We start from the raw sequence: 23499 nt of genomic DNA, 5'->3' as shown, positions 1-23499 counted from the left end.
CGACCTGTACGCGCTGGAGCTGGCGGTGGACCCCCTGCCCCTGCGGGTGGAAAGCCCGGTCATCATGGAGACCCTGCCGGCGCAGTTGGAGGCACTGCGCTCCCTGCGCGATTATATCCGCATCCGCAAGATGCGGGTGCAGATCGTGGCCGACGAATGGGCCAACACCCTGGAGGATATCCGACAGTTCATCGCCACACGCGCCGCCGACATGATCCAGATCAAAATGCCCGATATGGGTGGGATTCACCACACGGTGGAGGCGGTGCTGGCCTGTAAGGCCGCCGGCGTCGGCGCGTTCCTGGGTGGGAGCTGTGTGGAGACGGACCTCTCCGCCAGAGCGGCGGTGCATGTCGCCTTAGCGACCCAGCCGGCGATGATGCTGGCGCGCCCGGGCATGGGCGTGGACGAGGCGGTCATGATCATCCAGAACGAGATGGCGCGTGCGCTGGCCTGCATCCGCGGCCGGCGGGGGACATAGGGCCTTCTCCCCTCCCCTGCCGTGCGGGGAAGGGGCCGGGGGATGGGGCTTTACAATATTGACCGGAGGAAACAGCCATGGTCCTGCAGAGCAATTATGTGATGTATCTGACCCCTCAGTTTCGCAAGCTCTCCAACGACCAGCTTGCGCAGATCCACAACGCCAGCCTGGAAATCCTGGACCGCACCGGCGTCTGCCTGTACGAGGAGGAGGCGCTGAACCTGTTGAAAAAGGCCGGCGTCAAGGTGGAAGACGGCAACCGCGTGCGCATCCCGCCTGGACTGGTCGAATGGGCCCTCTCCATCGCTCCCAAACGGGTGGTGCTGTGCGACCGCAACGGCCGGCGCGTCATGCCGTTGGAACGCAACAACGTCTTCTTCGGGCCGGGTTCCGACTGCCCGAATATCCTGGACCACCGCACCGGGGAGCGCCGGCGCGGCACCCTGCGCGATATCGAAGAGGGCATCCGCCTTTGCGACGCACTGCCCAACATCGATTTCCTCATGTCCATCTGCATCGCCTCCGATATCGACCAGCAGGTGGCCGACCGCTACCAGATGCGCGCTATGCTGATGAACAGCACCAAGCCCATCCTCTTCGTCACCACCGAGTTTGAGGGCACCGTGGACGCCATCAGGATGGCCGAGGCGGTCGCCGGCGGTGAGGAGGAACTGCGCCGCAACCCCATCTGCGCCCTGTACATCAACGTCACCTCGCCGCTCCGCCACAACACCGAGGCCCTGCAGAAACTGCTCTTCATGGCCGGCAAAGGCCTGCCCACCACCTATACCCCGGTGGTACTGCGCGGCATCAGCGGCCCGGTGACACCCGCCGGCGCGCTGGCCCTGGCCAACGCCGGCGAACTGGCCGGCCTGGTCATCGCCCAGCTCAAGCGCGAGGGTGCGCCCATCATCCTCAGCGGCGGCACCAACGATATGCTGGACATGCGCACCCTGGGCGACGTGTACGCCGCGCCCGAGAACCGCGTCATGTTCGTCGAGATGGCCCATTATTACGGTCTGCCGGTCTTTGGGTTGGGCGGCGCCAGTGACTCCAAGCTCCCCGATGAGCAGGCGGCGGCCGAAGCGGCTTTCTCGCTCATCCTGGAAGCATTGGCCGGCACCCACCTGGTGCACGACGTGGGCTACCTGGAGTCGGGCATGACCAACTCCTTCGAGCAGATCGTCATCTGCGATGAGCTGATCAACTACGTCAAGCGCTTTATGCAGGGCCTGGTCGTAAACGAGGAGACCTTGGCGCTGGACGTGATTGACCAAGTGGGGCCGCACGGCGATTTCCTGGGCACAGAGCACACCGCCCGGCACTATAAAGAGGATTGGTACCCGCGCCTGCTGGACCGCAATGATTTCGACACCTGGAAGGCCGCCGGCGGCAAGACCCTGCGCCAGCGCGCCCGCGAGCGGGTGGAAGAGATCCTCTCCAGCCATCGGCCGGAGCCCCTGCCGAAGGACGTACAGGCGAAAATTGACGCCATTGTGGAGGGGGCGCATTGATGGATGGCACGGCCCTGGTCGCCCAGTTCATCGCCGGCACACGCTGGGAGCTCCTGCCGCCGGCGGTACAGCGCAAGGCGCGCCTGACCCTGTTGGATGCCCTGGGGGCGGCGCTGGCCGGCCTGCAGGCTCCCGTGGCGCGCATCACCGCCGAATTTGCGGAGGAGACCTGGCCCGGCGAGCAGGCGACCATCCTCTGTAGCGGCCGGCGGGCATCCGCCGCCGGCGCGGCCTTCGCCAATGGCTATGCCGCCAACGCCATAGACATTGACGACTGCGCGCTCTACACCAAGGGGCACCCCGGCGCGCAGATTTTCCCCACGGCGCTGGCGCTGTCCGAGGCGCTGGGACGGAGCGGGGCGGAGATGCTGGCCGGCATGGTGGTCGGCTACGAGGTGGCCCACCGCGCTGCCCGCATTTGGCACGCGACGCACCGCGAGTATCAGGCCTGCGGCTCGTGGGGGTCGGTGGCCTGCGCGGCGGTGGCATCGCATCTGATGGGCCTGCCGCCGGCGCAGATACAGCACGCCCTGGGCATCGCCGAATACCACGCGCCCAACCTGCCCATGATGCGCGACATTGACCACCCGGCCATGGTCAAGCACGGCATCGGCTGGGGAGCGATGAACGGCATCCTGTCCGCCCAACTGGCGGCGCGCGGTTTCACTGGCATTCCCAGCCTGTTCAGCCTCGAGACCTATGCCGATTGGGTAAGCGACATCGGCCGGCATTTCATCATGGTGGATGGCGTCATCTTCAAGACCTACTGTGCCTGCGCCTGGGGCCACGCCAGCTTTGACGCAGCGCGCCGGCTGGTGGATGAACACCATATTCGCATCGAGGATATCAGCCACATCCGCATCGAGACCTTCCATAATGCTGTACGGCTGGGCGCCAACCTGCCGGCCACCACCGAGGAGGCCCAGTTCAACGTGGCCTGGCCGTTGGCCTGTCTGCTGGTGGACGGGGAGATCGGGCCGGCGCAGGTGCTGGAAAAGCGCCTGCAGGACGAGCGCCTGCGCGAGCTGGCGAGCAAGGTGGAGCTGGTGGAGTCGCCGGAATACACCGCATTATACGAGAAGATGGCGCGCGGGGAGGCCGGCGGCAAATACCTGAGCAGTGTCACCATCACCCTGCGCGACGGCCGCACGTTCCGCAGTGGGCCGGTCGAAGGGAACATCGCCTACCCTCAGCCCTGGGATGAGGAAAAGGCGGAGCGCAAGTTCCGCTGGCTGGCCGGCCGCCTCCTGCCGGCGGATTTCATCGAACAAGTGCTGGAAGCGGTCCGACAGTTCGAGGCACTGCCCGACGTGAGGCCCTTTGCGGCCGCGCTGTGCGAGCATCTCCCAAGGACAACCGGGTGACGGTCAGCGCGCCGGCGGCTTGTCACCTGATCCCTGGTTGGTCAACGCAAAAATTCAAGGACGAGGTGCACGACAACGACATATGGCAGAGATCCGGTTCCTCCTGAACGGACAGGAAGTGACATATATGGGCGACCCCGGCCGCAGTCTGCTGACGGTCCTGCGCGAGGATTTCGACGTTACCGGTCCCAAGCAGGCTTGCGACGGCGAGGGGGAATGCGGTGCCTGTGCGGTACTGCTGGATGGGGAGGCGGTGCGCTCCTGCCTGATACCGGTGGGCAAGGTCGCCGGCCGGCAGATCATCACCATCGAAGGCCTGGGCAGTGATGAACGCCTGCACCCGCTCCAGCAGGCCTTTATCGAGCACGGCGCAGTGCAGTGCGGCTACTGCACCCCCGGTATGATCATCTCCGCCGCGGCGCTCTTACTGCGGGACCCGCGCCCCAGCCGTCAGCGCATCCTGGAAGAGCTGGGCGGCAACCTCTGCCGCTGTACCGGCTACAACACCATCATCGCGGCGGTGGAAGCGGCGGCGGCCATGATGCGGGGCGAGACACCCCCGCCGCCGGCCCTCCCCCACCACGCCGACGGCCGGCCCTACAGCGCGCCCATCATCGGCAAACGCCTGACCCGCGTGGACGCCGTCGAGAAGGTCACCGGCAAGGCGCGCTACGCCGAGGACATCAAATTGCCCGGCATGCTCTATGCCGCCATCACCCGCAGTCCCCATCCGCACGCCAGGGTCCTGCGGATTGACACGACGCCGGCGGAGCGCATGCCCGGCGTCGTCAAGGTGCTGACCGCACAGGATATCCCCGGCCATAACGACCTCGACGATTACAGCCTGGACGAGCATGTCCTGGTTTTCCCGGGCGATTCGGTGCGCATGATCGGCGATGCGGTGGCCGTTGTGGTGGCGGAAACGATGGAGCAAGCGCGCGCCGCCGCGGGCGCGGTGCAGGTGGAGTATGAAATCCTGCCGCATACCTTCGACCAGGAAGAGGCGCTGTCGCCTGATTTCCCGCCCATCCACGCCGGCGGCAACATCTTGAACTCCTATGAGATTCACTTTGGAGAGCTGGAGCCGGCCATGGCGCGGGCCGACCTGCGCCTGGAGACGCAGTACGAGACCGTCTTCCTGGAGCACTCGGCGCTGGAGCGCGAGACGGTGGTGGGCTATTGGGACGAGAACGAGGTGCTGACGCTGATCGCCGGCACGCAGGAGCCGCACTGGGCGCGCGATTTCACCGCCTGGGCCATGGGCCTGCCGCCGGAAAAGGTGCGCGTCATCACGCCGCCCATGGGCGGAGCCTTCGGCGGCAAGCAGGACCCGTGGCCGGTCATCGCCGGCGCGCTGGCGGCCTACTACGTGCGCCGGCCGGTGCGCCTGGCCTACACCCGCCATGAATCCTTCAACGCCTCCCCCAAACGCCATCCCTACCGCATGCGCTATCGGATCGGCGCCCGCCGGGACGGCACCCTCACCGGACTGCACCTGCGCATCCTGGCCAACACCGGCGCCTATGACTCCGCCGGCCGCTGGATACCGCAGTACGCCCTGGTCTCCGGCGGCGGGCCGTACCGCTGGGAGGCGGTGGACGCCGTGTGCCATGCCATTTACACCAACGGACCGAAAGCCGGCCAGATGCGCGGCTTCGGCACCCCGCAGTCCATGTTCGCCCTGGAGTGCACCCTGGACGAGCTGGCGGAGCAGTTGGGCATGGACCCGCTGGAACTGCGCCTGCGCAACGCCCTGGACGGCCAGACGACCACCTTCCTGGGCTATCCGCCGGCCGAGACCTTCGCCTATCGCGAATGCCTGGAGTCCATCCGCCCGCATTACCAGGCCGCACTGGCCGCGGCCGAGGAATACAACCGCCGGCACGCCGGCACCCCCTGGCGCAGAGGGGTGGGCCTGGCCGGCATGTGGTACCGCTTCGGCAAATCGGGCGACCCCCGCTGTCCAGCCGAAGCGGAACTGCGGGAGGACGGCACCCTGGCCTTCTATTTTTCGGCGCCGGATTACGGCCAGGGCACCAGCACCGTTATGCTGCAGCTCGCGGCCGAGACGCTGGGCATCCCGGTGGAGTATCTGGAGTTCGTCAACGCCGACACCGGCCTGACCCCGGACAGCGGCATCCAGGGCGCTTCGCGCAGTACATATTGGGTGGGCGGCGCGGTGCATCAGGCCGCCAAGACACTGAAGGAGCAGATCTTCGCCATGGCCGCCGAGATGCTGGAGGCGCCGCCGGACCAGCTTACCCTGACGCCGGCAAGCGTCAAAGGTCCCAATGGCCAGGAGGTCACTTTGGCGGAGGTCGCCCGCCAGATGAAGCGCGCCGGCTGGTCCCTGCGCGTGCGCGGCGTCTTTGCCCCCAGCCCCTCGCTTCCAGAAACGCGTCCCGAATATCTGCCCTTCTTCGCCACCGGCGTGCAGTTCGCCGAGGTGGACGTGAACATCGAGACCGGCGAGGTAAAGGTCGTGCGCATGGTGGCGGTGCACGACGTGGGGCGCGCCATCAATCCCCAGAGCGTGCTGGGGCAGATTGAGGGCGCCATCGTCATGGGAATGGGCGCCGCGCTGGAGGAAGAGTTCATCCCCGGTGCGAGCACCGGCTTCAGCAACTACTACCTGCCGGGGGCGGTGGAGGTGCCCAAAATCGAGGTGTACCTGGTGGAAGTGGCCAGCAACTGGGGGCCAATGGGCGCCAAGGGGCTGGGCGAGATGGCCATCCTGGCCTCCACGCCGGCCATCATCAACGGCATCTACCGCGCCAGCGGCGGGCGGGTGCGCAAACTGCCGGCCACCCCCGAACGCGTGCGCCAGGCCATCCAGGAAGCACGCAACCGCTAGCCCGCAGTGACGCGCAAAGGGCCGGCGCCCATTCTGCCGCCGGCCCTTTTTCTATGCTAGCTCAATCTTCCCGATAGTGACAACCGTGGCTTTCCTTCGCCTCCCAGGCCGCCCAGGCCACGATGAGCGCCGCCTCGACGCTGTTGCGCAGGCCGATCAGCCCGTCCGTCAGCCACGTGGTGCGGTAGAAGCGGTCGATCTCCCGCTGAAGGTGCAGGAGGTCGTCAATGGCACGCTCCAGCCGGCGCGCGCTCCGCACCAGCCCCACATAGTTCCACATGATGTGCTGGATGGTCACCATGTCCTGATGGATCAGCGCCGGGTCGGCGGTGTAGATCAGCCCTTCCTCGCTCCAGGGCGGGACATCGTCCGGGGAAGCCTGATAATCGCCCAGGGTCTCCACCGCGTCGATGCCGGCGCGGTAGCCCCAGGTCAGACCCTCGAGCAGTGAGGCACTGCCCAGGCGGTTGGCGCCGTGCACGCCGGTGCAGGAGACCTCCCCGACGGCATAGAGGTCGCGGATGCTGGAACGGCCCTTATCATCCACCCAGACACCGCCGCAGAAATAGTGTGCCGCCGGCACCACCGGGATGAGGTCACGGGTGATGTCCACGCCGTTCTCCAGGCAGTTCTGGTAAATGGTCGGGAAGCGCTGGCGGATGGCCTCCGGCGACATGACGGAGCGCAGGTCGAGATAGACATGGTCGGCGCCGGTCGCCAGCATCTCGCGATGGATGGCGCGCGCTACCTCGTCGCGCGGGGCCAGCTCCTTCCACTGCGGGGCATACTTGTGCATAAAGGGCTCGCCATAGATATTGAGCAGGCGGGCGCCGGCCCCCCGCACTGCCTCCGAAATCAGGAACAGCGAGGCGCCGCGCTTGTAAAAGGCGGTGGGATGGAACTGCACGTACTGGGCATTGATAATGCGGGCGCCGGCGCGGTGGGCCATCGCCAGGCCGTCGCCGCGGGCGCTGGGCGGGTTGGTGGTGTGCAGGAAGATGCGCCCCAGACCACCGGTCGCTAGGATGGTCTTGCGCGCCAGGATCGGCTCCACATGGCCGGTGCTCTGGTTAAAGACGTACGCGCCCACACAGGTGAGAGGCGCATAGACGGCCTGCGGGTTGCGGGAGTGGTGCGCCGGCGTGATGAGGTCCACCGCCGTGTGGCCGGCCAGCAGGGTGATGTTGGGGCAGGCCTTCAACGCCTCGATGGCCCGCTCCTCGATCGCCCGCCCCGTCGCATCCGCCACGTGCAGGATGCGCTCGGTGGAATGGGCCGCCTCGCGGATATACTCCAGCTCCTCATCCGGCCGCTCGGAGAAAGAGACGCCCAAGCGATCGATGAGGAACTCCCGCACCAGGCGAGGCCCTTCGTGCGCCAGCAGGGCAACCGCCTTCGGGTCGTTGCAGTAGTCGCCGGCGCGCATCAGGTCTTCCATCAACAGCTCCGGCGAATCTTTCGGTCCCAGGCCAATGATGCCTCCCTGGGCGTAATAGGTGCTCGACTCGCGCGGGTCCGTCGGGTTCGTGATGACCAGGATATGGCGGTCCGGGGCGCGCTCCGCCGCCGTCAGCGCCGCCACACAGCCGCTGATGCCGCTCCCGATGACCAGGATGTCGGTCAGGATGTGCTCGCCCATCTCCCCCTCCTCTCGGCCCTTCAGATGGAGAGCATGCGCTCGAGGGCGATGTTTGCCCAGCGCGTGGTCTCCGGGTCCACGGTGATGTGTCCCACCAGCCGGCCCTCCAGCAGGCTCTCCAGGGTGTACAGCAGATGGGCAATGGTGGTGCGGGCCATGGTGCCGCAGAAGGATTTGGCCAGGGGCACCACGGTCTTGTCCGGCTGTTCGCGATCCAGGCGGTAGACCATGTTGCATTCGGTGCCGACGACGAAGGTACTGCCGGCCGGCGCCGCCTCCACCTGCTTGATGATGTACGAGGTGGAGCCGTTCAGGTCCGCCGCCTGCACCACCGGCACCGGGCATTCGGGATGGACGATGACGATACAGCCGGGATAGCGCCGGCGAGCCTCCTCCACATGGGCCACCGTGAAATGCGTGTGCACGTGGCAGTATCCCTTCCAGACCACGATCTGGGCGTGATCCAGATCGGGATCGCCCCCAAAGGGCGCACCCGGGTCCCATACGGCAACCTGCTCCAGGGAATAGCCCAGGGCGAGGGCCGTGTTCTTGCCCAGCCATTCATCCGGGAAGAAGAGTATGCGCTTGCCCTGGTCCATGGCCCAGCGGAAGACGGCGCGCGCGTTGGCCGAGGTGCAGACCGCGCCGCCGTGCCGGCCGCAGAAGGCCTTCAGCTCGGCACTGGAGTTCTGATAGGTGACGGGCACGATGTTCTCCTCCCCCCAGGCGCCGGCGACATGGCGCCAGGCGACCTCCGCGTCGGCCACCGAGGCCATCATCGCCATGGGACAGGGGGCCTCCATCGCCGGCATCAGCACCGCCTGGTGCGGCGCGCACAGCATGGCGGCGGTCTCCGCCATAAAGCTCACCCCGCAGAAAACGATATATTTGGCCTCTTTCTGCTGGGCCGCCAGGCGCGACAGCTCCAGCGAATCGCCGCGAAAATCGGCGAAGCGGATGATATCATCGCTTTGGTAATGATGGCCGAGGATCACCACGTCCCGGCCCAGCTTCTGGCGGGCGATCGCGGTTCTCTCCAGCGCTTCTTCTCGCGGCAGTCCCACATATTCAGCCGGCAATCTCATGCACTCCCTCCTCAACGCCCGGAATGCCCCTTACCGCTGAAGGGGCTCGACCTCCAGGCTGATATCCAGCGCTGTGACAGAATGGGTCAGCGCCCCGACGGAAATGTAGTCCACGCCGGTCTCCGCAATGGCACGCACCCGCTCCAGGGACACGCCGCCCGAGGCCTCCAGAGGGACGCGGCCGGCGGTCATCTCCACCGCCCGCCGCATGGTCTCCAGGTCCATGTTGTCCAGCATGATGCGGTCCAACGGCGGCTGGATGGCCAGCGCCTCTTCCAGCTCCGTCAGCGACTTCACCTCCACCTCGACGGGCAGGCCGGCCTGATTATGGGCCCGCACGCGCGCCACCGCCTGGGTGATGCCGCCGGCGGCCGCGATGTGGTTGTCCTTGATCAGCACCATGTCGAACAGCCCGAAGCGGTGATTCTGCCCCCCGCCCAGGCGCACCGCCCATTTGTCCAGCACCCGCAGTCCGGGCGCGGTCTTGCGCGTGTCCAGGATGACGGCGCCGGTGCCGGCCACCGCATCCACATAGCGGCGCGCCGCGGTGGCAATGCCCGACATGCGCTGGAGGAAGTTGAGGGCCGTGCGCTCCGCCCCCAGAACAGCCCGGGCCGGCCCTTGGACCACCGCCAGGACATCGCCGGCGCGGGCTCTCTGCCCATCCTGGCACAGGGATATGAAGCGCACCCGCTCATCCACCAGGTGGAAGACCGCCGCCGCTACTGCCAGGCCGGCGACCACCCCATCCGCCTTGGCCAGCAGTTTGCCCTCCAGCTCCAGCTCCGCCGGCAGGGTCCACTGGCTGGTGACATCGCCCGGCCCGATATCTTCATCCAGCGCCCGTCGGATGATCTGCAGGATTTCCGGCGTGATCTCCGGCGCGACCATTCGGTGCTCCTTCCGTCCATATGTACGGGCAAGTGTACTACAAAGCCCACCGGCGCGCAAACAGGTTGCCGCCCTGCGGCCGTATGCGCTTGACGGCGCCGGCCGATGCGTTACAATTGCGCCCAGGAGGGAGTACGATGCACCGTCTCAGGGTCATCATCGCCATCATCCTGGCCGGCCTGTTGATATCCCCGCCGGCGCTGGCACGCGGGCCGGTCACTTACAACGTCGAATGGGCCGCCGCATGGGGCGGGGCGACCTATGCCGCCGCCGTGCAGGACACCACGGCCGCCGTCGGCATGGGCACCGCGCTGGCACTGCTGGATGTGTCCGACGCCGGCCGGCCCCAACGCTTCGGCCAGGTGCTCCCCCTGACGGATTTCCCCCAGCGCATCGTCTTCAGCGGGGAATATATCTATGCGGCCGCTGATCGCGCCGGCCTGCGCATCATCCGCGTCGCCGAGGATGGACGCATGGAAGAGGTCGGCGTGTACCAGCTCCCTGGTCACGCCTACGGGGTGGCGCTGGCCGGCAGTTATGCGTTTGTGGCCTACGGCGAGGCCGGCCTGCGGGTGCTGGATGTCTCCAACCCCCGCGCGCCGGCGGAGGTCGGGTATTACGATACCCCCGGCACGGCACGCGACGTGGCCCTCGCCGGCCCCTACGCCTATGTGGCCGATGGGGACAGGGGCCTGCGCATCCTCGACATCTCCAACCCGGCCGCGCCGGCCTCCGTGGGGGCCATCACGCTGGCCGACCTGTGCTACAGCGTGGACGCGGCCGGCCCGTATGCCTATGCCGCATGCGGCTGGGCCGGCCTGCGGGTCGTGGATGTTTCCCAGCCGGCGAACCCGCGCGAGGTGGGGTACTATGACTCCCCGGGCACCGCCTGGGACGTGATGGTCATCGGGACGCACGCCTATCTGGCCGATGGGAGCCGCGGCCTGCGGGTGATTGACGTCTCCACGCCAACCAACCCTCGCGCAGTGGGCCTGCATGACACGCTGGGCACGGCTGTCGGCCTGGCCGCCGGCGCCTACATGTACGTCGCCGACGGCGCGCGCGGCCTGTGCATCGTGGATATTTCCTCCCCGGCTTCTCCCAGCGAGCTGGGGCGCTGGAACCCGCTGGGTACCGCGAGCGCAGTAGCGCTGGCCGGCCGGTATGCCTATATCGCCGACGCCAACCGCGGCCTGGTGGTGCTGGACATCTCGTCGCCCACCGCGCCCACGCCCATTGGCCTCTATCCGGGGCTTGGGGAGGGAGAAGACATTGTGGTGAACGGCGGCCTGGCCTACATCGCCGACGGATGGGCCGGCCTGCGCATCCTGGACATCTCCCAACCGCTGACCCCGACACTGGTCGCACGTATGGACGTACCGGGCTACGCGACCGGCCTGGCGCTGGCCGGCGGCTATATCTACCTCGCCGCCGCGGATGCCGGCCTGCGGGTGATTCACGTCGCGGAGCCGGGAAGCCCTAGGGAGGTCGGCGCATACGACACGCCTGGCTCGGCGCGGGCGGTGGCTGTCACCGGGTCCTATGCGCTGGTCGCGGATGGGGAGGCCGGCCTGCGGGTGGTGGATATAGCGGACCCGGGCGCGCCGGCGGAGGTGGCTTCCCTGGATACCCCCGGCTTCGCCGAGGATATCGCGCTGCGCGGCACGCTGGCCCTTGTGGCGGACCAGCAGGGCGGGGTGCGCGTGCTGGACATAGCGGACCCCCTTCATCCGCGGGAAATCGGCGCGTACGCGACGGCGGGGCTGGCCCTGGGGGTAAAGACCGCCGGCGGTGCGGCCTTCCTGGCAAAATCGGGGGCCCCGATATTCGAGGTGTTGGATATCTCCCGGCCGATCATGCCGGTGCAGGCCGGCGCCTACCAGGCGTGGGAGAGGGCGGTGGACCTGGCGGCGGCCGGCGATTACGCGTTCCTGGCGGCGCTGGACGGCGGATTGCTGATACTGCGCGCTGTGCCGAACCTGCGCATCCTCCCGATCCCGCTGTACATGCGGAACCTTGCCCCGTGAGACAACAAGGTGACAGTCGCCGCCATAGCGACTGTCACTTTACTTTCACGAAAGGGCCTCGCCTCGTTTGGCCGCCTGAAGCTCTGTCTCCAGCTCCGCCTTGCGCGCCTCGGCGGCCCGCCGGCCTTCCTCAATGACCAGCTCGATGCGGTGCCGAAGCTCCTCCTGGACCTCGCGGCCGGAGCGGGGCGCCAGCAGACTGCCGGCCACCCACCCCACGGCGAAGCCGCACAGCATCCCGAAAAGAAAGCGCAGGAACTTCATGTTTCACCTCCTTGTAGCCCGCGGCTTCAGCGCACCAGCGCCTTGAGCACCAGCCCGATGCCGGCCAGGATAAGGATCGCCGGCCAGAACTGGGCGATCTTGAGCGCCTGGACGCCGGAGATCATGCCGGAGGTATAGGCCAGGCCCACCGCCCCCACCGCGCCGGCGGAGATCCCGAAGATCAGCGCCCCCCAATCCCGCAGGGAAAAGAGCCACTGCACCAGCGCCGAGAGCCCCAGGATCAGGGGAATCATCGGCCATAACTCTCCCCAGCCGTGCAAATGGGAGAGGAGCAGGCCGTTGCGCCAGGCCAGCAGGAAGCCGCCGGCCAATATCGCCCCCGTGCCCCAAAAGACATCATCGGAGGAGCGGGGGGTAAAGAAGATATATCGGACCCAGAAGACGAGGCCCAGGGCCACGATGAGCCAGGGCCAGAGCACATCGCCGGCGAACAGGGGCCATCCCAGCTCGCGCCCCAACATCCAGAGGCCGGCCAGCACGAGGATGATGCCGAGAATAATGGGGGGCCGGCGGTGCGTCGGTGCAGTACCCTGCGTGCCCATCGCTCACTCTCCTTCTTCAGAGGGGCCGGAGGGAACCGGTTCCTCCGGCAGGGCGATAGCCGCCAGGATATAGGCCAGGATGCCGCTCCCCATAGTGCTCAGGGTCCCGATGGCTCATACCAAGCGGATCAACGTGGGGTCGATGTGGAAATACTCGCCCAGGCCGCCGCAGACGCCGGCCACGATGCGGTTCGAGCGCGAGCGGTAGAGGGGTTGGCCGGCCTGCGGCAGACGAACCTCTTTCCACCATTCCCGGCCGCCCCACGTGGCGCTGATGAGCAGGGCCAGGCCCAGCCCAATCACCACCAGCGGCCAGAACAGACGCCAGAACAGCTCCCAGAGCCGCCACAGCCCGAAGGGCAGTATGCCCAGCGAGTTGATCAGCAGGAGGACGCCGATGAAGGCCAGGAAGATGCCCAGCGCCAGAAGCCCATTGCGGCTGACGTTTTCCCAGGAGCGGGGGGCCGGCGCCGCGGCCGGCTCCTGTTCCGGATTTTCCGGGATGACGATGGCCATGATGAGGTAGAGGAGCAAACCAGTTCCCCAGACAAACGTGAGCACCAGCCAACCAATGCGCAGGAGGTTGGGGTCAATGCCCAGATATTCGCCCCATCCCCCGCACACGCCGGCGATCATGCGGTTGACGCGCGAGCGGTACAACCGCCGCTCGCCCCGCGTCGATCCCCCTCCTTGTGGTTCAGGCACGCTGTTCATTCCAGGCTCCTTCCGTAGATGCGAAAGACCGGGTGCCGCGCTGTCAGTCAGCGCGGTGATCCTGCGGAGCGCCAATCACCCCCTTTCTGCGGCGATTAATGGGTCGGCCGGCGCCAGATAAGCTGTTCGCGCGCCGGCCCGACGGAAATCATGGTCACCGGCACGCCCGTCAGCTCCTCCACACGCTGGACATAGCGCCTGGCGGCCGCCGGCAGTTCCTCTAATCTCTGCGCGGCCGAGATATCCTCGTCCCAGCCCGGCAGGTCCTCATAAATGGGCCGGCATTCCTCCAGCACGCGGCTGTCCATCGGAAAGTGCTCCAGGCGCTGGCCGCGATACTCATAGGCCACGCAGACACGCACCGGGTCCAGACCAGTGAGCACGTCCAGCTTGGTCACGGCGAACTGCGTCAGGCCGTTGATACGCGCCGCATAGCGCAGGATGACCAGGTCCAGCCAGCCGGCACGCCGGCGCCGGCCGGTGGTGGTGCCGTATTCATGCCCCACCTCCACCAGATGGTCACCGACGGCGTCATGCAGTTCCGTGGGCATGGGGCCGGCGCCCACCCGGGTGGTGTAGGCCTTGGCCACGCCGATGATCTCGTCCACCAGCTTCGGGCCGAAGCCCAGGCCGACACAGGCCCCGCCGGCGATGGGGGAGGAGCTGGTCACGAAGGGATAGGTGCCGTGGTCCAGGTCCAGCAGGGTGCCCTGCGCGCCCTCACACAGCACTGTCTTGCCGGCGGCGATGGCCTCGTTGATGACCAGCGAGGCATCTCCCACCATGGGGGCCAACCGGCGAGCGTATTCGGTGTATTCCTCGACGATGGCCGGCACATTCAGCGGCTCCTGGCCGTAGACCTGGGTCAGCCAGATATTGCGGGATTCCGCCTGTTCGCGCACCCGCCGGGCAAAGTGGTCCAGGTCCAGCATTTCCACGGCGCGGATGCCGGCGCGCCAGGCCTTATCCGCATAGGTCGGGCCGATGCCGCGCTTGGTGGTGCCGATTTTGCGCTCACCCCGACTGCTTTCCGAAGCGCCGTCCAGGGCGATATGGTAGGGCATGATGAGGTGTGCCCCGCCGCTGATGATAAGCCGGGCCGTGGGCAGTCCCCGCGCCCTCAGGTTATCCAGCTCCCCCAGCAGGGTCTTGGGATTCACCACCACGCCGTTGCCGATGATGCAGGTGGCGTGCTCATACAGGATGCCGGAGGGCAGGAGATGGAATTTGAAGGTCTGCCCGCCCCAGACGACGGTATGGCCGGCGTTGTCCCCGCCGTTCCAGCGGGCCACGACGGCGGCATCGCGCGTCAGATGATCGGTGATCTTCCCCTTGCCCTCATCGCCCCATTGGGCGCCCAGCAAAATAATCACTGCCATTGATCGCTTCCCTTCTTTTGCCAGAGATCGGTTATCCGCCTAACAAGTCGGCGGCCAGTGTGGCATAGACAGAGGCGGCGTGGTACAGGTCTTCCAGCCGCACATGTTCATCCACAGCGTGGGCCTGGGTCACCTCGCCCGGGCCGATGCCGATAGTGGGGATGCCGGCCATCCCCATGGTATAGGCGCCGTCGGTGGAGAAAAGCCAGTGGATGAGCCGCGGGCGGTAGTCCAGCGCCTGCTCCACGGCGCGCACGCCGGCCCGCACCAACGGATGGTCCTCCGGCATCAGCCACGCCGGGAAGTACGTCCTGGCACGACAGGGATAGCCGGTATAGCTGGTGGCCTGATACTCGGTGACCTCGACGCTGGCGCGCGCCTGCTCGCGCGTGATAATAGCCTGAATTTCCGCCAGGGCACGCGCTTCGGTCTCCCCCAGGGTCAGCCGGCGGTCAATGTAGAACACACAGCGGTCAGGAATGGCATTGCGACTGCTGGCGGAACTCTCGATATGCGTGACGGCCACGCTCCCCTGCCCCAGGATGGAATCCACTGCGAGCTGGCTCGAGAGCAGTTCCACGCCGAAGATGATGCGGGCCGCACGGTAGATGGCATTCTCGCCCTGCTCCGGCATGGAAGAGTGAGCGGCCACACCGCGCACCGTGACGCGCATTTCCATGCGCCCCCGCTGTCCAATGGCCAACTGCAGGTTGCTCGGCTCGCACAGCACCACCATATCCGGCACGAGGCCCTCTTCCTCCACCAGCACCCGCATGGCATAGCCCTCGCACGGCTCTTCCTGCACCACCGCCGCCACGTACAGATTGCCGTGGAGGGGGACGCCGGCGTCCAGCACCATCTTCAAGCCGTAGACCATCGCCGCCAGAGGGCCTTTCATGTCCACCGCGCCGCGGCCGTACAGGATGCCGTTCTCCACCACGCCGCCCAGCGGCGGATGCGTCCAGGCTTCCGGCTCGTTGACCTCCACCGTATCCATATGGGCGTTGAACAGCAGAGAGGGACCGCTGCCGTCGCCGGCGCGCGCCACCACATTGCCGATGCGATCGACCCATACTTCCGGAAACCCGATCTTGCGCAGTTCCGCGGCCACCAGTTCGGCCACGGCCTTCTCCTGCGTGGAAGGGCTGGGGGTCCGGATCAACTGTTGGGCGAAAGCGGTCAGTGCTTCCCGATCCGTCGAGGTCAATCTCCACATGGGTTCATCTCCCGGTCACAAGGCTGATGGCGGCTTGGATATCCAGGGACATCAATACGCCCCCTCCCCCAACAGCACATGGGGGATGGTGCGCAGAAGGATCATCAGGTCCAGCGCCGGCGACCAGTTCTGAATGTAATATAAATCCAGAAGCGCCATTTCATCAAACGTGAGATTACTGCGCCCGCTGACCTGCGGCAGGCCGGTCATGCCGGGGCGCACCGACAGGCGCCGGTGGTGCCAGGGCTGATACTGCTCCACCTCTCGCGGCAGGGGCGGCCGCGGCCCCACCAGACTCATATCGCCGCGCAGGACGTTGATGAGCTGGGGCAGTTCGTCCAGGCTGGTGCGGCGCAGGAACCTGCCGACGCGGGTGCGGCGCGGGTCATCCCGTATCTTGAACAGCGGGCCAACCGCCTCGTTGCGGTCTTCCAGCTCGGCCAGCCGGCTTTCGGCGTCCGCCACCATGGAGCGGAACTTGTACATGGTAAAAGGCCGGCCGTCCTTGCCGACGCGCGTCTGGGCGAAGAGCACCGGCCCCGGCGAATCCAGCTTGATGGCCAGGGCGATGAGGGCCATCAGCGGGGACAACAGCAGAAGAGCTGTGCCGGCCACGAGAATATCCATCGCCCGCTTGACCACATATTTCCAGCCGCTGATGCCCTGATCGCGCATGCTGAGGATAGGGATGCCGTTGAGGTTCTCGATCTCCACCTTGCTCAGCCGCATCTGAAAGAGGTCCGGCACCAGGCGGGCGCGCACCTTATACTGCTCGCACAGCGAGAGAATGCTCATGATTTTGCGATGATACATCCAGGGCAGGGTGATGATGACTTCGTCAATCGCCAGCTCCTTGAAGAGGCGGGGCAACTGGTCGATGCTCCCCAGGCCCTTGAATGGGCCGACATCGTGGCTCCCCTTATCGGGGTTGTCGTCCACGAAACCGACCACTTCGTATCCCAGGTCTGGTTCTGCCATCAGGTTGGCCATGATGGAGCGCCCCACCTCGCCGGCGCCCACGATGAGCACCCGGTCCACGCCCAGCCCCAGCCGGCGCAGGCGCCCGAGGATGATCCCCCGCACCAACCGCGCCAGGCTCAGCAGGACAATGATCAGCACCGCGGCGTAGACAAAAATCAGGCGCGAGTAATACAGCGGCTGGAGGAAGAAGGTGATGAAGACCATCACCATAATGCCGGTGGTGGTGCCGTTCAGGATGGCATACACCTCGCCCAGCCACCCCTGTCCTCGCCTTCGATCATACACCCCTTCGATCTTGAAGGCAATCAGCAGGATGATCGTCAGCAGAACCGCTATCGGCAGGTACGCCTCGTACGAGACGTAGTAGGCATCCTCCACCGCTTTGAACCACTGCAGTTCATAGCGGATGCCGTACGCCAGGCCAAAGGCCAGGTTGATGAGTGGGATGTCCACGAGGGCGGTGACCCAGGAAAGCAGGCGGTGATAGCGCGTGGACATCTTACGCCCTTTCCTTTCCCAGCACTTGGCGATATATCGCTGTGGTCTCCTGTGCGGCGCGCCGCCAGGAGAAGGCCGCGGCGCGCTGCCGGCCCTTGTCGGCCAGAACGCGCCGCGCTTCCTCGTCCTGCAGAAGCTCGCGCACTGCCTGTGCGATGGCCGCCGGCTCCTCCGGGTTCACCAGCACACCGGCATCCCCCACCACCTCGGGCAGGGACGAGCGGTCCGACACCACCACCGCCGTGCCGCAGGCCATCGCCTCCAGCGGCGGCAGGCCGAACCCCTCGTAGAAAGACGGATAGACGAACAGGGTCGCGGCATTATACAGGAGGGGAAGCTCGTCCGCCGGCACATAGCCGGTGAAGACCACCCGCTCCATCAGTTCCGCACGCTGTACAGCCTGATACACCTCCTGATAATACCATCCTTTGGCGCCGGCAATGACCAACGCCGGCGGTTCTCCCGCTCCTCGCGGCCAACCGGCGACCAGCAGGCGGTAGGCCTCGACGAGGCCGGCGATATTTTTGCGGGGTTCCAGCGTCCCGACAAAGAGCACGAACCGCTCGGGCAGTCCCCTGCGCCGGCGGTACTCCTCCACCACATCCGCCGGCAGGGGGCGGTACCTCTCATCCACCCCACAGTACACGACCGCCACCCGGCGCGCGTCCAGGCCCAGCAGGCGCACCGCGTCCTGCTTGGTGCTTTCGGAAATCACGATGACCCGATCTGCCCGCCGCGCGGAAAGCCGCGTGAATATGCTCAGATATAAACGATTATACACCCGGAAACGCTCCGGGAACAAAAGGAAGCTCAGGTCAAAGACGGTGACCACCGTGGGGCCGCGCCAGGCCAGCGGCGCCACAAAGGCCAGGGCATGGAGGAGATTGTGCCGGCCGGCGTATAGCCACCACGGCAGAATCAGTTGCTCCCAAGGGATGCGCGCCAGCGGGTGATGGGTGGGCCAGCGGGTGTAGCGCACCCGCATGCCGGCCGGCGCCGGCCACGCCCGTTCATGGGTGAACACCTCATAGTCCATGCCGGCGTCCGCCGCCGGCAGATGCCGCAGGAGATTATCCATATAGGAGCTGATGCCGGCACTGCGGTACGTCTGCGATAGGGACAGCAGTTGGGCGTTCAGCGCCACGGTGGGGCGTTCCCCCGGCAGAGCGGCCATCATGCCCCTCCGCCGGCGGCCGGGCCGGCCGCCATCACTGCCCGATACACGTCATACGTCTGGGCGGCAATCCGCTCCTGGGTGAAATGCGCCAGCACCCGCTCCCGGCCGGCGCGCCCGAGGCGCAGGCGCTCCTCCGGATGGCCGGCCAAATACGTCAGATGCTCGCGCAGTGCCCGGACATCCCCTTCGGGGAAGATCAGGCCGGCGCCGCCAATGACGCGCGGGATCTCGCCGCAGTCGGAGCCGATGACTGCCACCTCCATCGCCATGGCCTCGATCAGCACCCGCCCGAACTGCTCCATCCAATTGGGCCGGCGCAGGGAGGGGAGCACCAACACATCAATGCCGGCGTACCAGGCCGGCATGTCGGTCGAGCGGAGTCTGCCGGCGAACTCGACGCGCTCCGCGATGCCCAGGCGCCGCGCCAGCTCCTCCAGGGCCGGCCGCTCCGGCCCCTCCCCCACGATGGAGGCCTGCCAGGGAGCGGACAGGCCGGCCAGGGCCTCCAGGAGCACATGCACGCCCTTTTCCGGCACCAGCCGGCCGGCGTATCCCACGCGCAGGGGTTGTCCCCGCCCCTCGCGTGCCGGGGGGCGAAACTGCGCCGCGTCCACCCCAAACTGTGGGATGACGGCAAGGGGGCCGGCATACCCCTTGCGCCGCAGGACGTCGGCCGCATCGGCACTGCCGGCAATCGCGTAATCGGCCAGGCGGAAATTGGCCAGCTCGAACCAGCGGAAGGGCGGCGGGTACACCCTCAGCAGGTTCTGCCAGGTGAAGAAGAGCGTGCGCGCGCCGGCGGCTTTGCCGGCCCGCAGGCCCAGGTACGTCGCCAGGTTATACGGCTCCTCGTCCATATGCAGGATATCCGGGCGGAGCTGACGCACCCAGCGGGGCAGTTCGGGATAATAATGGATGTGGAAATGGCCGTTCCAGCGCATGGGGCTGACGATGAGCTGATAGCCGGCGGTATGCCGTTCCTCCAGGACGGTCGTCCCTTCCGGTCCTTTCCAATACGGCGGGACGATGACGAACAGCTCCACCGCCGGCAGGCCGGCCAGCGCCTCCAGCTTCGTTTGATATGCGCCCACAATGCAGGCTTTGGAAACCATCAACACGCGCACGGTTGGTTCCTCTGGCACGAAAAGGCCGGCGGCGCGCCGTACACATGGGCAGGAGTGCCGATGCGGTTGGCGCGCGCCGGCCGGGATTATTCCTCTTCTTTCTCCTCGTCCGGGGCCGGGCTTTCTTCCGCAGAGCGGGTCATATAGGGCAGGGAATAAATCAGCCGGCGGTCCGCCTCAATGGCCGCCACCGCCTGACGCGTCAGAAAGACGATGTACTCGGTCGGACTGCGAAACCCCGTGCCGTGAATAATCGCCTCCACCCGCGCATACAGCTCGCGCGGGATACTGATGGTCGTATATTTCCCCTTGCGCTCGCTCATCGGAATGATCCTTTCGGTCCCCATACCCGGCGGCCAGATATACTGTCATTGACCTGGCAAGGAAATTATACAGATGGGATGTCCCGGCGTCAAACTAACCCTGCGAGTTTGCCTTTCCGCCGTCCTCGGGTATAATGCCGGCGGCGGGAACGCAATGCACAAGGAGCGAGACCGTGCCATCCGAAGCAAATACCCCAGGCGCCGGCATCCTGGCCCGGCTCACCCTGATACTGATCGCCGTACTGCTGTGCTGGACCGCCGGCTCCCTGCCCATCCTGGCAGACGACCCTACCCCCACCCCCACTCCTTATAGCTGGGAAAAGTGGCTTGAGGTCGAGGAGGAGATGGCCTCGCCGGCGCTCCGCCGCGAGCTTCTGGCACTCCCCCGCATCCTGACCTATATCGTCCAGCCGGGCGACACCGTATCCGGCATTGCCAGCCGCTTTGGCCTGGACATCGACACTATCCGCTGGTCCAACCCGGAGCTGGAACGCAACCCCGACTACCTACGTCCCGGCACGGCGCTGACCATCCTGCCCGTGCGGGGCGTATATCACCAGGTGGCGGCCGGCGACACCCTGGAATCCATCGCCCGCCGCTACGGTGTGGCAGTGGAAGACATCGTCAATTATCCGCTGAACCACCTCGATTCGGCCGACAGCCCGCTGAAAGCCGGCACCTGGCTCATCGTGCCGCACGGCACCAAGCGCCTGGCCCGCCCCAAGCCGGCACCCGCGGCCGGCTACCTCTTCGCCTGGCCTATCGTCGGCACGGTCACCCAGGGCTACAGCGCCGGCCACCGCGCCATCGACATCGGCGCTCCCTACGGCAGTGCGGTCTATGCCGCCCGCGCCGGCGTCGTGGTGCATGCCGGCTGGTCCGAGACCGGCTACGGCTACACCCTCATCATTGACCACGGCGACGGCTACCGCACCCTGTACAGCCACCTCAAGGGCACCTGGGTCTCCAAAGGGCAGAAAGTGGCCTGCGGCCAGCTCATCGGCGAGGTGGGGAGCACCGGCAACTCCAGCGGCCCCCACGTCCACTTTGAGATTCGTCTGAACAACACCCGCTTGAATCCACTGGATTACCTGCCGCCGCAGTAAGGCCGGCATCGGAGGAAGCCCATGCGCGAGGAATATTACGCCCGTCCCCTGGTCTTCGGACACCGCGGCGCCAGCGCCGCCGCACCGGAGAACACCATGGCGGCCTTCGAGCTGGCGGCGGAAATGGGCGCGGATGGAGTGGAGCTGGACGTCCAGCTATCCAAGGACGGCGAGGCCGTCATCTGCCACGACTTTTTCGTGGACAAGACCACCAACGGCCGCGGCAGGGTGGATTCGTTCACGGTGCAAGAACTGCGTGCCCTGGACGCCGGCTCCTGGTTCTCGCCGACCTTCGCCGGCCAGCGCATCCCCACCCTGCGCGAGCTGTTCGAGCGGCTGGGCCGGCGCCTGCTCTTTAACGTGGAGCTGAAATCGGACAGCCTGCGGGACAACGGCCTGGAACGCCGCGTGGCGCAGTTAGTCCGCGAGTTCGACCTCTACGATCGCGTCATCGTCTCCTCTTTTAACCCGGCCGCGCTGTGGCGCATGCGCCGGCTGGACCCGCGGGTGGACCTGGGACTGCTGTACTATGACGAACAGCCCATTCACCTGCGGCGCGCCTGGGCGCGATACATCATCCCCTTCCAGGCCATGCACCCGTATTACCCGATGGTGGACAAGCGCTACATGGAATGGGCGCGCCGCAACCGCTATAAGGTGAACGTGTGGACCGTGGACGATGAAGAGGAAGCCCGCCGGCTACTGCGGCTGGGGATCAACATCATCATCACCAACCGCCCCGATGCCATCCGGCGAGTGGTCGAGGAAATGGCCGGCTGAGAGGGGATCTCACCCCATCACCACGCGCCAGGCATGGGTATAGATGGTCATGCGGCCGGCGCGCGCATAGCCGACCAGCGTGCAGTTCAACCGCTCCGCCAGGTCAATGGCCAGGGTGGTGGCGGAGGAGCGCGAGATGGCGACAGGAAGCCCTACCCGCACCGCCTTCGTGACCATCTCATAGCTGGCACGGCCGGTGCTGTACAGGATTTTATCATGCAGGGGAATGCGCCGGAGCAGGCAGTAGCCGATGGCCTTGTCAATAGCGTTGTGCCGGCCGACATCCTCGCTGAGGGCCACCAGATTCCCCGCCGCGTCGAATATGGCCACGGCATGGACGCCGCCGGCCTCTCGATAAGCCCGCTGGCCCTCCGCTAAACTGCGCGCCAGCCGGCGGATGACCTCCGCCGGCACCTGCAGTGCATTCTCTAGCGGCGTCAACTGCTCCGCCACTTCCCCCGGGTCGGCCCGCCCACAGCCGGAGCGCACCAACCGCATCACCTCCGGCGGCCGGTCGGAGACCTGCCCATCCAGGGTGGTGATGTTCACGATATTGCGGGAGATGTCCAGCGGGTCGGAGAACGTGCCGGCGGCCGGCGCGGAGCCGCCGCAGTGCTGGACCAGACCGATGGCCTCGAAGCTGGTGACAAGGCCCTCCGTGACGCAGTAGCCCACCGCCAGCTCTTTCTCCTGGCCGGGCGTGCGCATCAGCACGGCCACCGGCCGGCCGTTGAGCTGAATCTGCAAGGGCTCCTCCACGACCACAAAGCCCTCGGCCGGCTCGCTCCCTTTGCCGTTCAGGCGCAGGAAGCGGCGCCGTTCCAGCGCCGGCATACCTCCCTCGCTCTCCCTATCCATACAGGCATCCATCCCCCGTTGCATACCCATCATACTTTCAGGCGCAGGGCGCCGGTCGGGCAGGCCTCGACGCACGCCGGCGACCCCCGGCCGGCGCACAGCTCACATTTGACCACCCGCCGCTGGAGGGGGTCAAAGAACATGGCGGAGAACCGGCAGACCTCCACGCACTCTCGACAGCCGATGCACAGGCCGTAGTCCACGCGCCAGACGCCCAGCGTATTGTCCTTGTAAATGGCATCCACCGGACAGGCCTTGGCGCAGTCCGGTTCGGCGCACTGCCGGCAGACAAAGATGCGGTTATCGCCGCCGAACTCATCCAGCTCGATCTCGATGCGCGAGCTGGCGAGACTGCTGTACCCGTCATTGACAGTGGAGCAGACCGTCATACAGGAGAGACATCCACTGCAGAGCGAGGCTTTGGTGATAAGATGCATGGCTGATCATTCCTGCCGGCGGGCGAGATAGAGATGCCGGCCCGCCCCAGCGCTCCTAGTATACATGAAAGCCCACCAGACGCCAAAAGGCCCTCCAAGGAGGCTGGTGGAAAGGCCATTTCTGCATCAGATGGACCAGCTTCACTCCCCCTCCGGATTTGAATTTCCCAACGGGCACTTTTCCAGTATAATACGCGTGCACGCTGGCCGGCAGGGCCAAAAAG

The 23499-nt window shown here is 66.4% G+C and carries 20 protein-coding genes and 2 pseudogenes; 7 read left to right on the top strand and 15 right to left on the bottom strand.

Annotated features, from left to right (window positions below):
• The 4 genes from H5T60_01095 to H5T60_01080 form a co-directional block, all read left to right on the top strand.
• Positions 1-481 (top strand): methylaspartate ammonia-lyase (locus H5T60_01095; GenBank protein MBC7241026.1); only part of this gene is annotated, 481 nt, incomplete at its 5' end.
• 77 nt (positions 482-558) lie between these two features.
• Positions 559-1995, top strand: a complete 1437-nt coding sequence (locus H5T60_01090) for a trimethylamine methyltransferase family protein (protein ID MBC7241025.1) — start codon at positions 559-561, stop codon at positions 1993-1995.
• Entirely contained in the window at positions 1995-3359 is a 1365-nt protein-coding gene (locus H5T60_01085; protein MBC7241024.1) for an MmgE/PrpD family protein, read from the top strand. Before H5T60_01090 ends, H5T60_01085 begins: the two co-directional genes overlap by 1 nt.
• An 82-nt stretch (positions 3360-3441) precedes the next feature.
• Positions 3442-6213 (top strand): molybdopterin-dependent oxidoreductase, encoded by a 2772-nt coding sequence (locus H5T60_01080; GenBank protein ID MBC7241023.1) that lies wholly within the window; start codon positions 3442-3444, stop codon positions 6211-6213.
• Between the two features lie 61 nt (positions 6214-6274).
• Here the strand turns inward: H5T60_01080 and nadB are convergent, their stop codons facing one another.
• From nadB to nadC, 3 genes are read right to left on the bottom strand one after another with little or no spacing between them, the layout of a single operon-like run.
• Positions 6275-7852: an L-aspartate oxidase gene (gene nadB / locus H5T60_01075; protein MBC7241022.1), complete on the bottom strand. Its 1578-nt coding sequence runs from the start codon at positions 7850-7852 to the stop codon at positions 6275-6277.
• A 20-nt stretch (positions 7853-7872) separates the two neighbouring features.
• Positions 7873-8937, bottom strand: coding sequence for a quinolinate synthase NadA (nadA, locus tag H5T60_01070; protein ID MBC7241021.1), 1065 nt, complete (start codon positions 8935-8937; stop codon positions 7873-7875).
• A gap of 30 nt (positions 8938-8967) precedes the next feature.
• Positions 8968-9828: a carboxylating nicotinate-nucleotide diphosphorylase gene (gene nadC, locus H5T60_01065; protein MBC7241020.1), complete on the bottom strand. Its 861-nt coding sequence runs from the start codon at positions 9826-9828 to the stop codon at positions 8968-8970.
• A gap of 137 nt (positions 9829-9965) precedes the next feature.
• On the opposite strand from nadC, the gene H5T60_01060 reads away from it, so the two are divergent.
• Positions 9966-11855, top strand: coding sequence for a hypothetical protein (locus tag H5T60_01060; GenBank protein ID MBC7241019.1), 1890 nt, complete (start codon positions 9966-9968; stop codon positions 11853-11855).
• Between the two features lie 45 nt (positions 11856-11900).
• On the opposite strand, the gene H5T60_01055 is transcribed toward H5T60_01060, so the two are convergent.
• The 10 genes and pseudogenes from H5T60_01055 to H5T60_01010 all read right to left on the bottom strand — a co-directional run bounded on the left by H5T60_01055 (position 11901) and on the right by H5T60_01010 (position 20094).
• Entirely contained in the window at positions 11901-12119 is a 219-nt protein-coding gene (locus H5T60_01055; protein MBC7241018.1) for a YtxH domain-containing protein, read from the bottom strand.
• Positions 12120-12145: 26 nt separating this feature from the next.
• On the bottom strand, positions 12146-12682 hold the full coding sequence (locus H5T60_01050) for a hypothetical protein (GenBank protein MBC7241017.1): 537 nt from the start codon (positions 12680-12682) through the stop codon (positions 12146-12148).
• A gap of 3 nt (positions 12683-12685) precedes the next feature.
• Positions 12686-13198: pseudogene (locus H5T60_01045) on the bottom strand (PspC domain-containing protein).
• A pseudogene (locus tag H5T60_01040) lies at positions 13178-13396 on the bottom strand (PspC domain-containing protein). Before H5T60_01040 ends, H5T60_01045 begins: the two co-directional pseudogenes overlap by 21 nt.
• A gap of 95 nt (positions 13397-13491) precedes the next feature.
• Positions 13492-14775 carry an adenylosuccinate synthase gene (locus H5T60_01035; GenBank protein ID MBC7241016.1) on the bottom strand — a complete coding sequence of 428 codons (1284 nt, stop codon included), beginning with the start codon at positions 14773-14775 and terminating at the stop codon, positions 13492-13494.
• A 31-nt stretch (positions 14776-14806) separates the two neighbouring features.
• The gene (locus H5T60_01030; GenBank protein MBC7241015.1) at positions 14807-15991 is read right to left on the bottom strand and encodes a YgeY family selenium metabolism-linked hydrolase; all 1185 of its coding nucleotides are present in this window, start codon (positions 15989-15991) and stop codon (positions 14807-14809) included.
• Between the two features lie 51 nt (positions 15992-16042).
• Positions 16043-17470: an undecaprenyl-phosphate glucose phosphotransferase gene (locus H5T60_01025; protein MBC7241014.1), complete on the bottom strand. Its 1428-nt coding sequence runs from the start codon at positions 17468-17470 to the stop codon at positions 16043-16045.
• Position 17471: 1 nt separating this feature from the next.
• Positions 17472-18644, bottom strand: coding sequence for a glycosyltransferase family 4 protein (locus H5T60_01020; GenBank protein MBC7241013.1), 1173 nt, complete (start codon positions 18642-18644; stop codon positions 17472-17474).
• Complete coding sequence (locus H5T60_01015) at positions 18644-19771, bottom strand: glycosyltransferase family 4 protein (GenBank protein MBC7241012.1); 1128 nt, start codon at positions 19769-19771, stop codon at positions 18644-18646. The genes H5T60_01020 and H5T60_01015 overlap by 1 nt, the downstream gene beginning before the upstream one ends.
• Positions 19772-19857: 86 nt before the next feature.
• Complete coding sequence (locus H5T60_01010) at positions 19858-20094, bottom strand: hypothetical protein (GenBank protein ID MBC7241011.1); 237 nt, start codon at positions 20092-20094, stop codon at positions 19858-19860.
• A gap of 173 nt (positions 20095-20267) precedes the next feature.
• Between H5T60_01010 and H5T60_01005 the strand changes: the two genes are divergently transcribed.
• Entirely contained in the window at positions 20268-21200 is a 933-nt protein-coding gene (locus H5T60_01005) for a peptidoglycan DD-metalloendopeptidase family protein (protein ID MBC7241010.1), read from the top strand.
• 21 nt (positions 21201-21221) lie between these two features.
• Positions 21222-21980: a glycerophosphodiester phosphodiesterase gene (locus H5T60_01000; GenBank protein MBC7241009.1), complete on the top strand. Its 759-nt coding sequence runs from the start codon at positions 21222-21224 to the stop codon at positions 21978-21980.
• Between the two features lie 9 nt (positions 21981-21989).
• On the opposite strand, the gene fdhD is transcribed toward H5T60_01000, so the two are convergent.
• Both fdhD and H5T60_00990 read right to left on the bottom strand, forming a co-directional pair.
• Positions 21990-22871 (bottom strand): formate dehydrogenase accessory sulfurtransferase FdhD, encoded by an 882-nt coding sequence (fdhD, locus tag H5T60_00995; GenBank protein ID MBC7241008.1) that lies wholly within the window; start codon positions 22869-22871, stop codon positions 21990-21992.
• Positions 22868-23227, bottom strand: a complete 360-nt coding sequence (locus H5T60_00990; GenBank protein ID MBC7241007.1) for a 4Fe-4S dicluster domain-containing protein — start codon at positions 23225-23227, stop codon at positions 22868-22870. Before H5T60_00990 ends, fdhD begins: the two co-directional genes overlap by 4 nt.
• Between the last annotated feature and the right edge of the window lie 272 nt (positions 23228-23499).

It is taken from the genome of Anaerolineae bacterium, from assembly GCA_014360855.1.
Taxonomy (GTDB): domain Bacteria; phylum Chloroflexota; class Anaerolineae; order JACIWP01; family JACIWP01; genus JACIWP01.
This window is presented reverse-complemented; position numbering and strand designations above follow the sequence as displayed.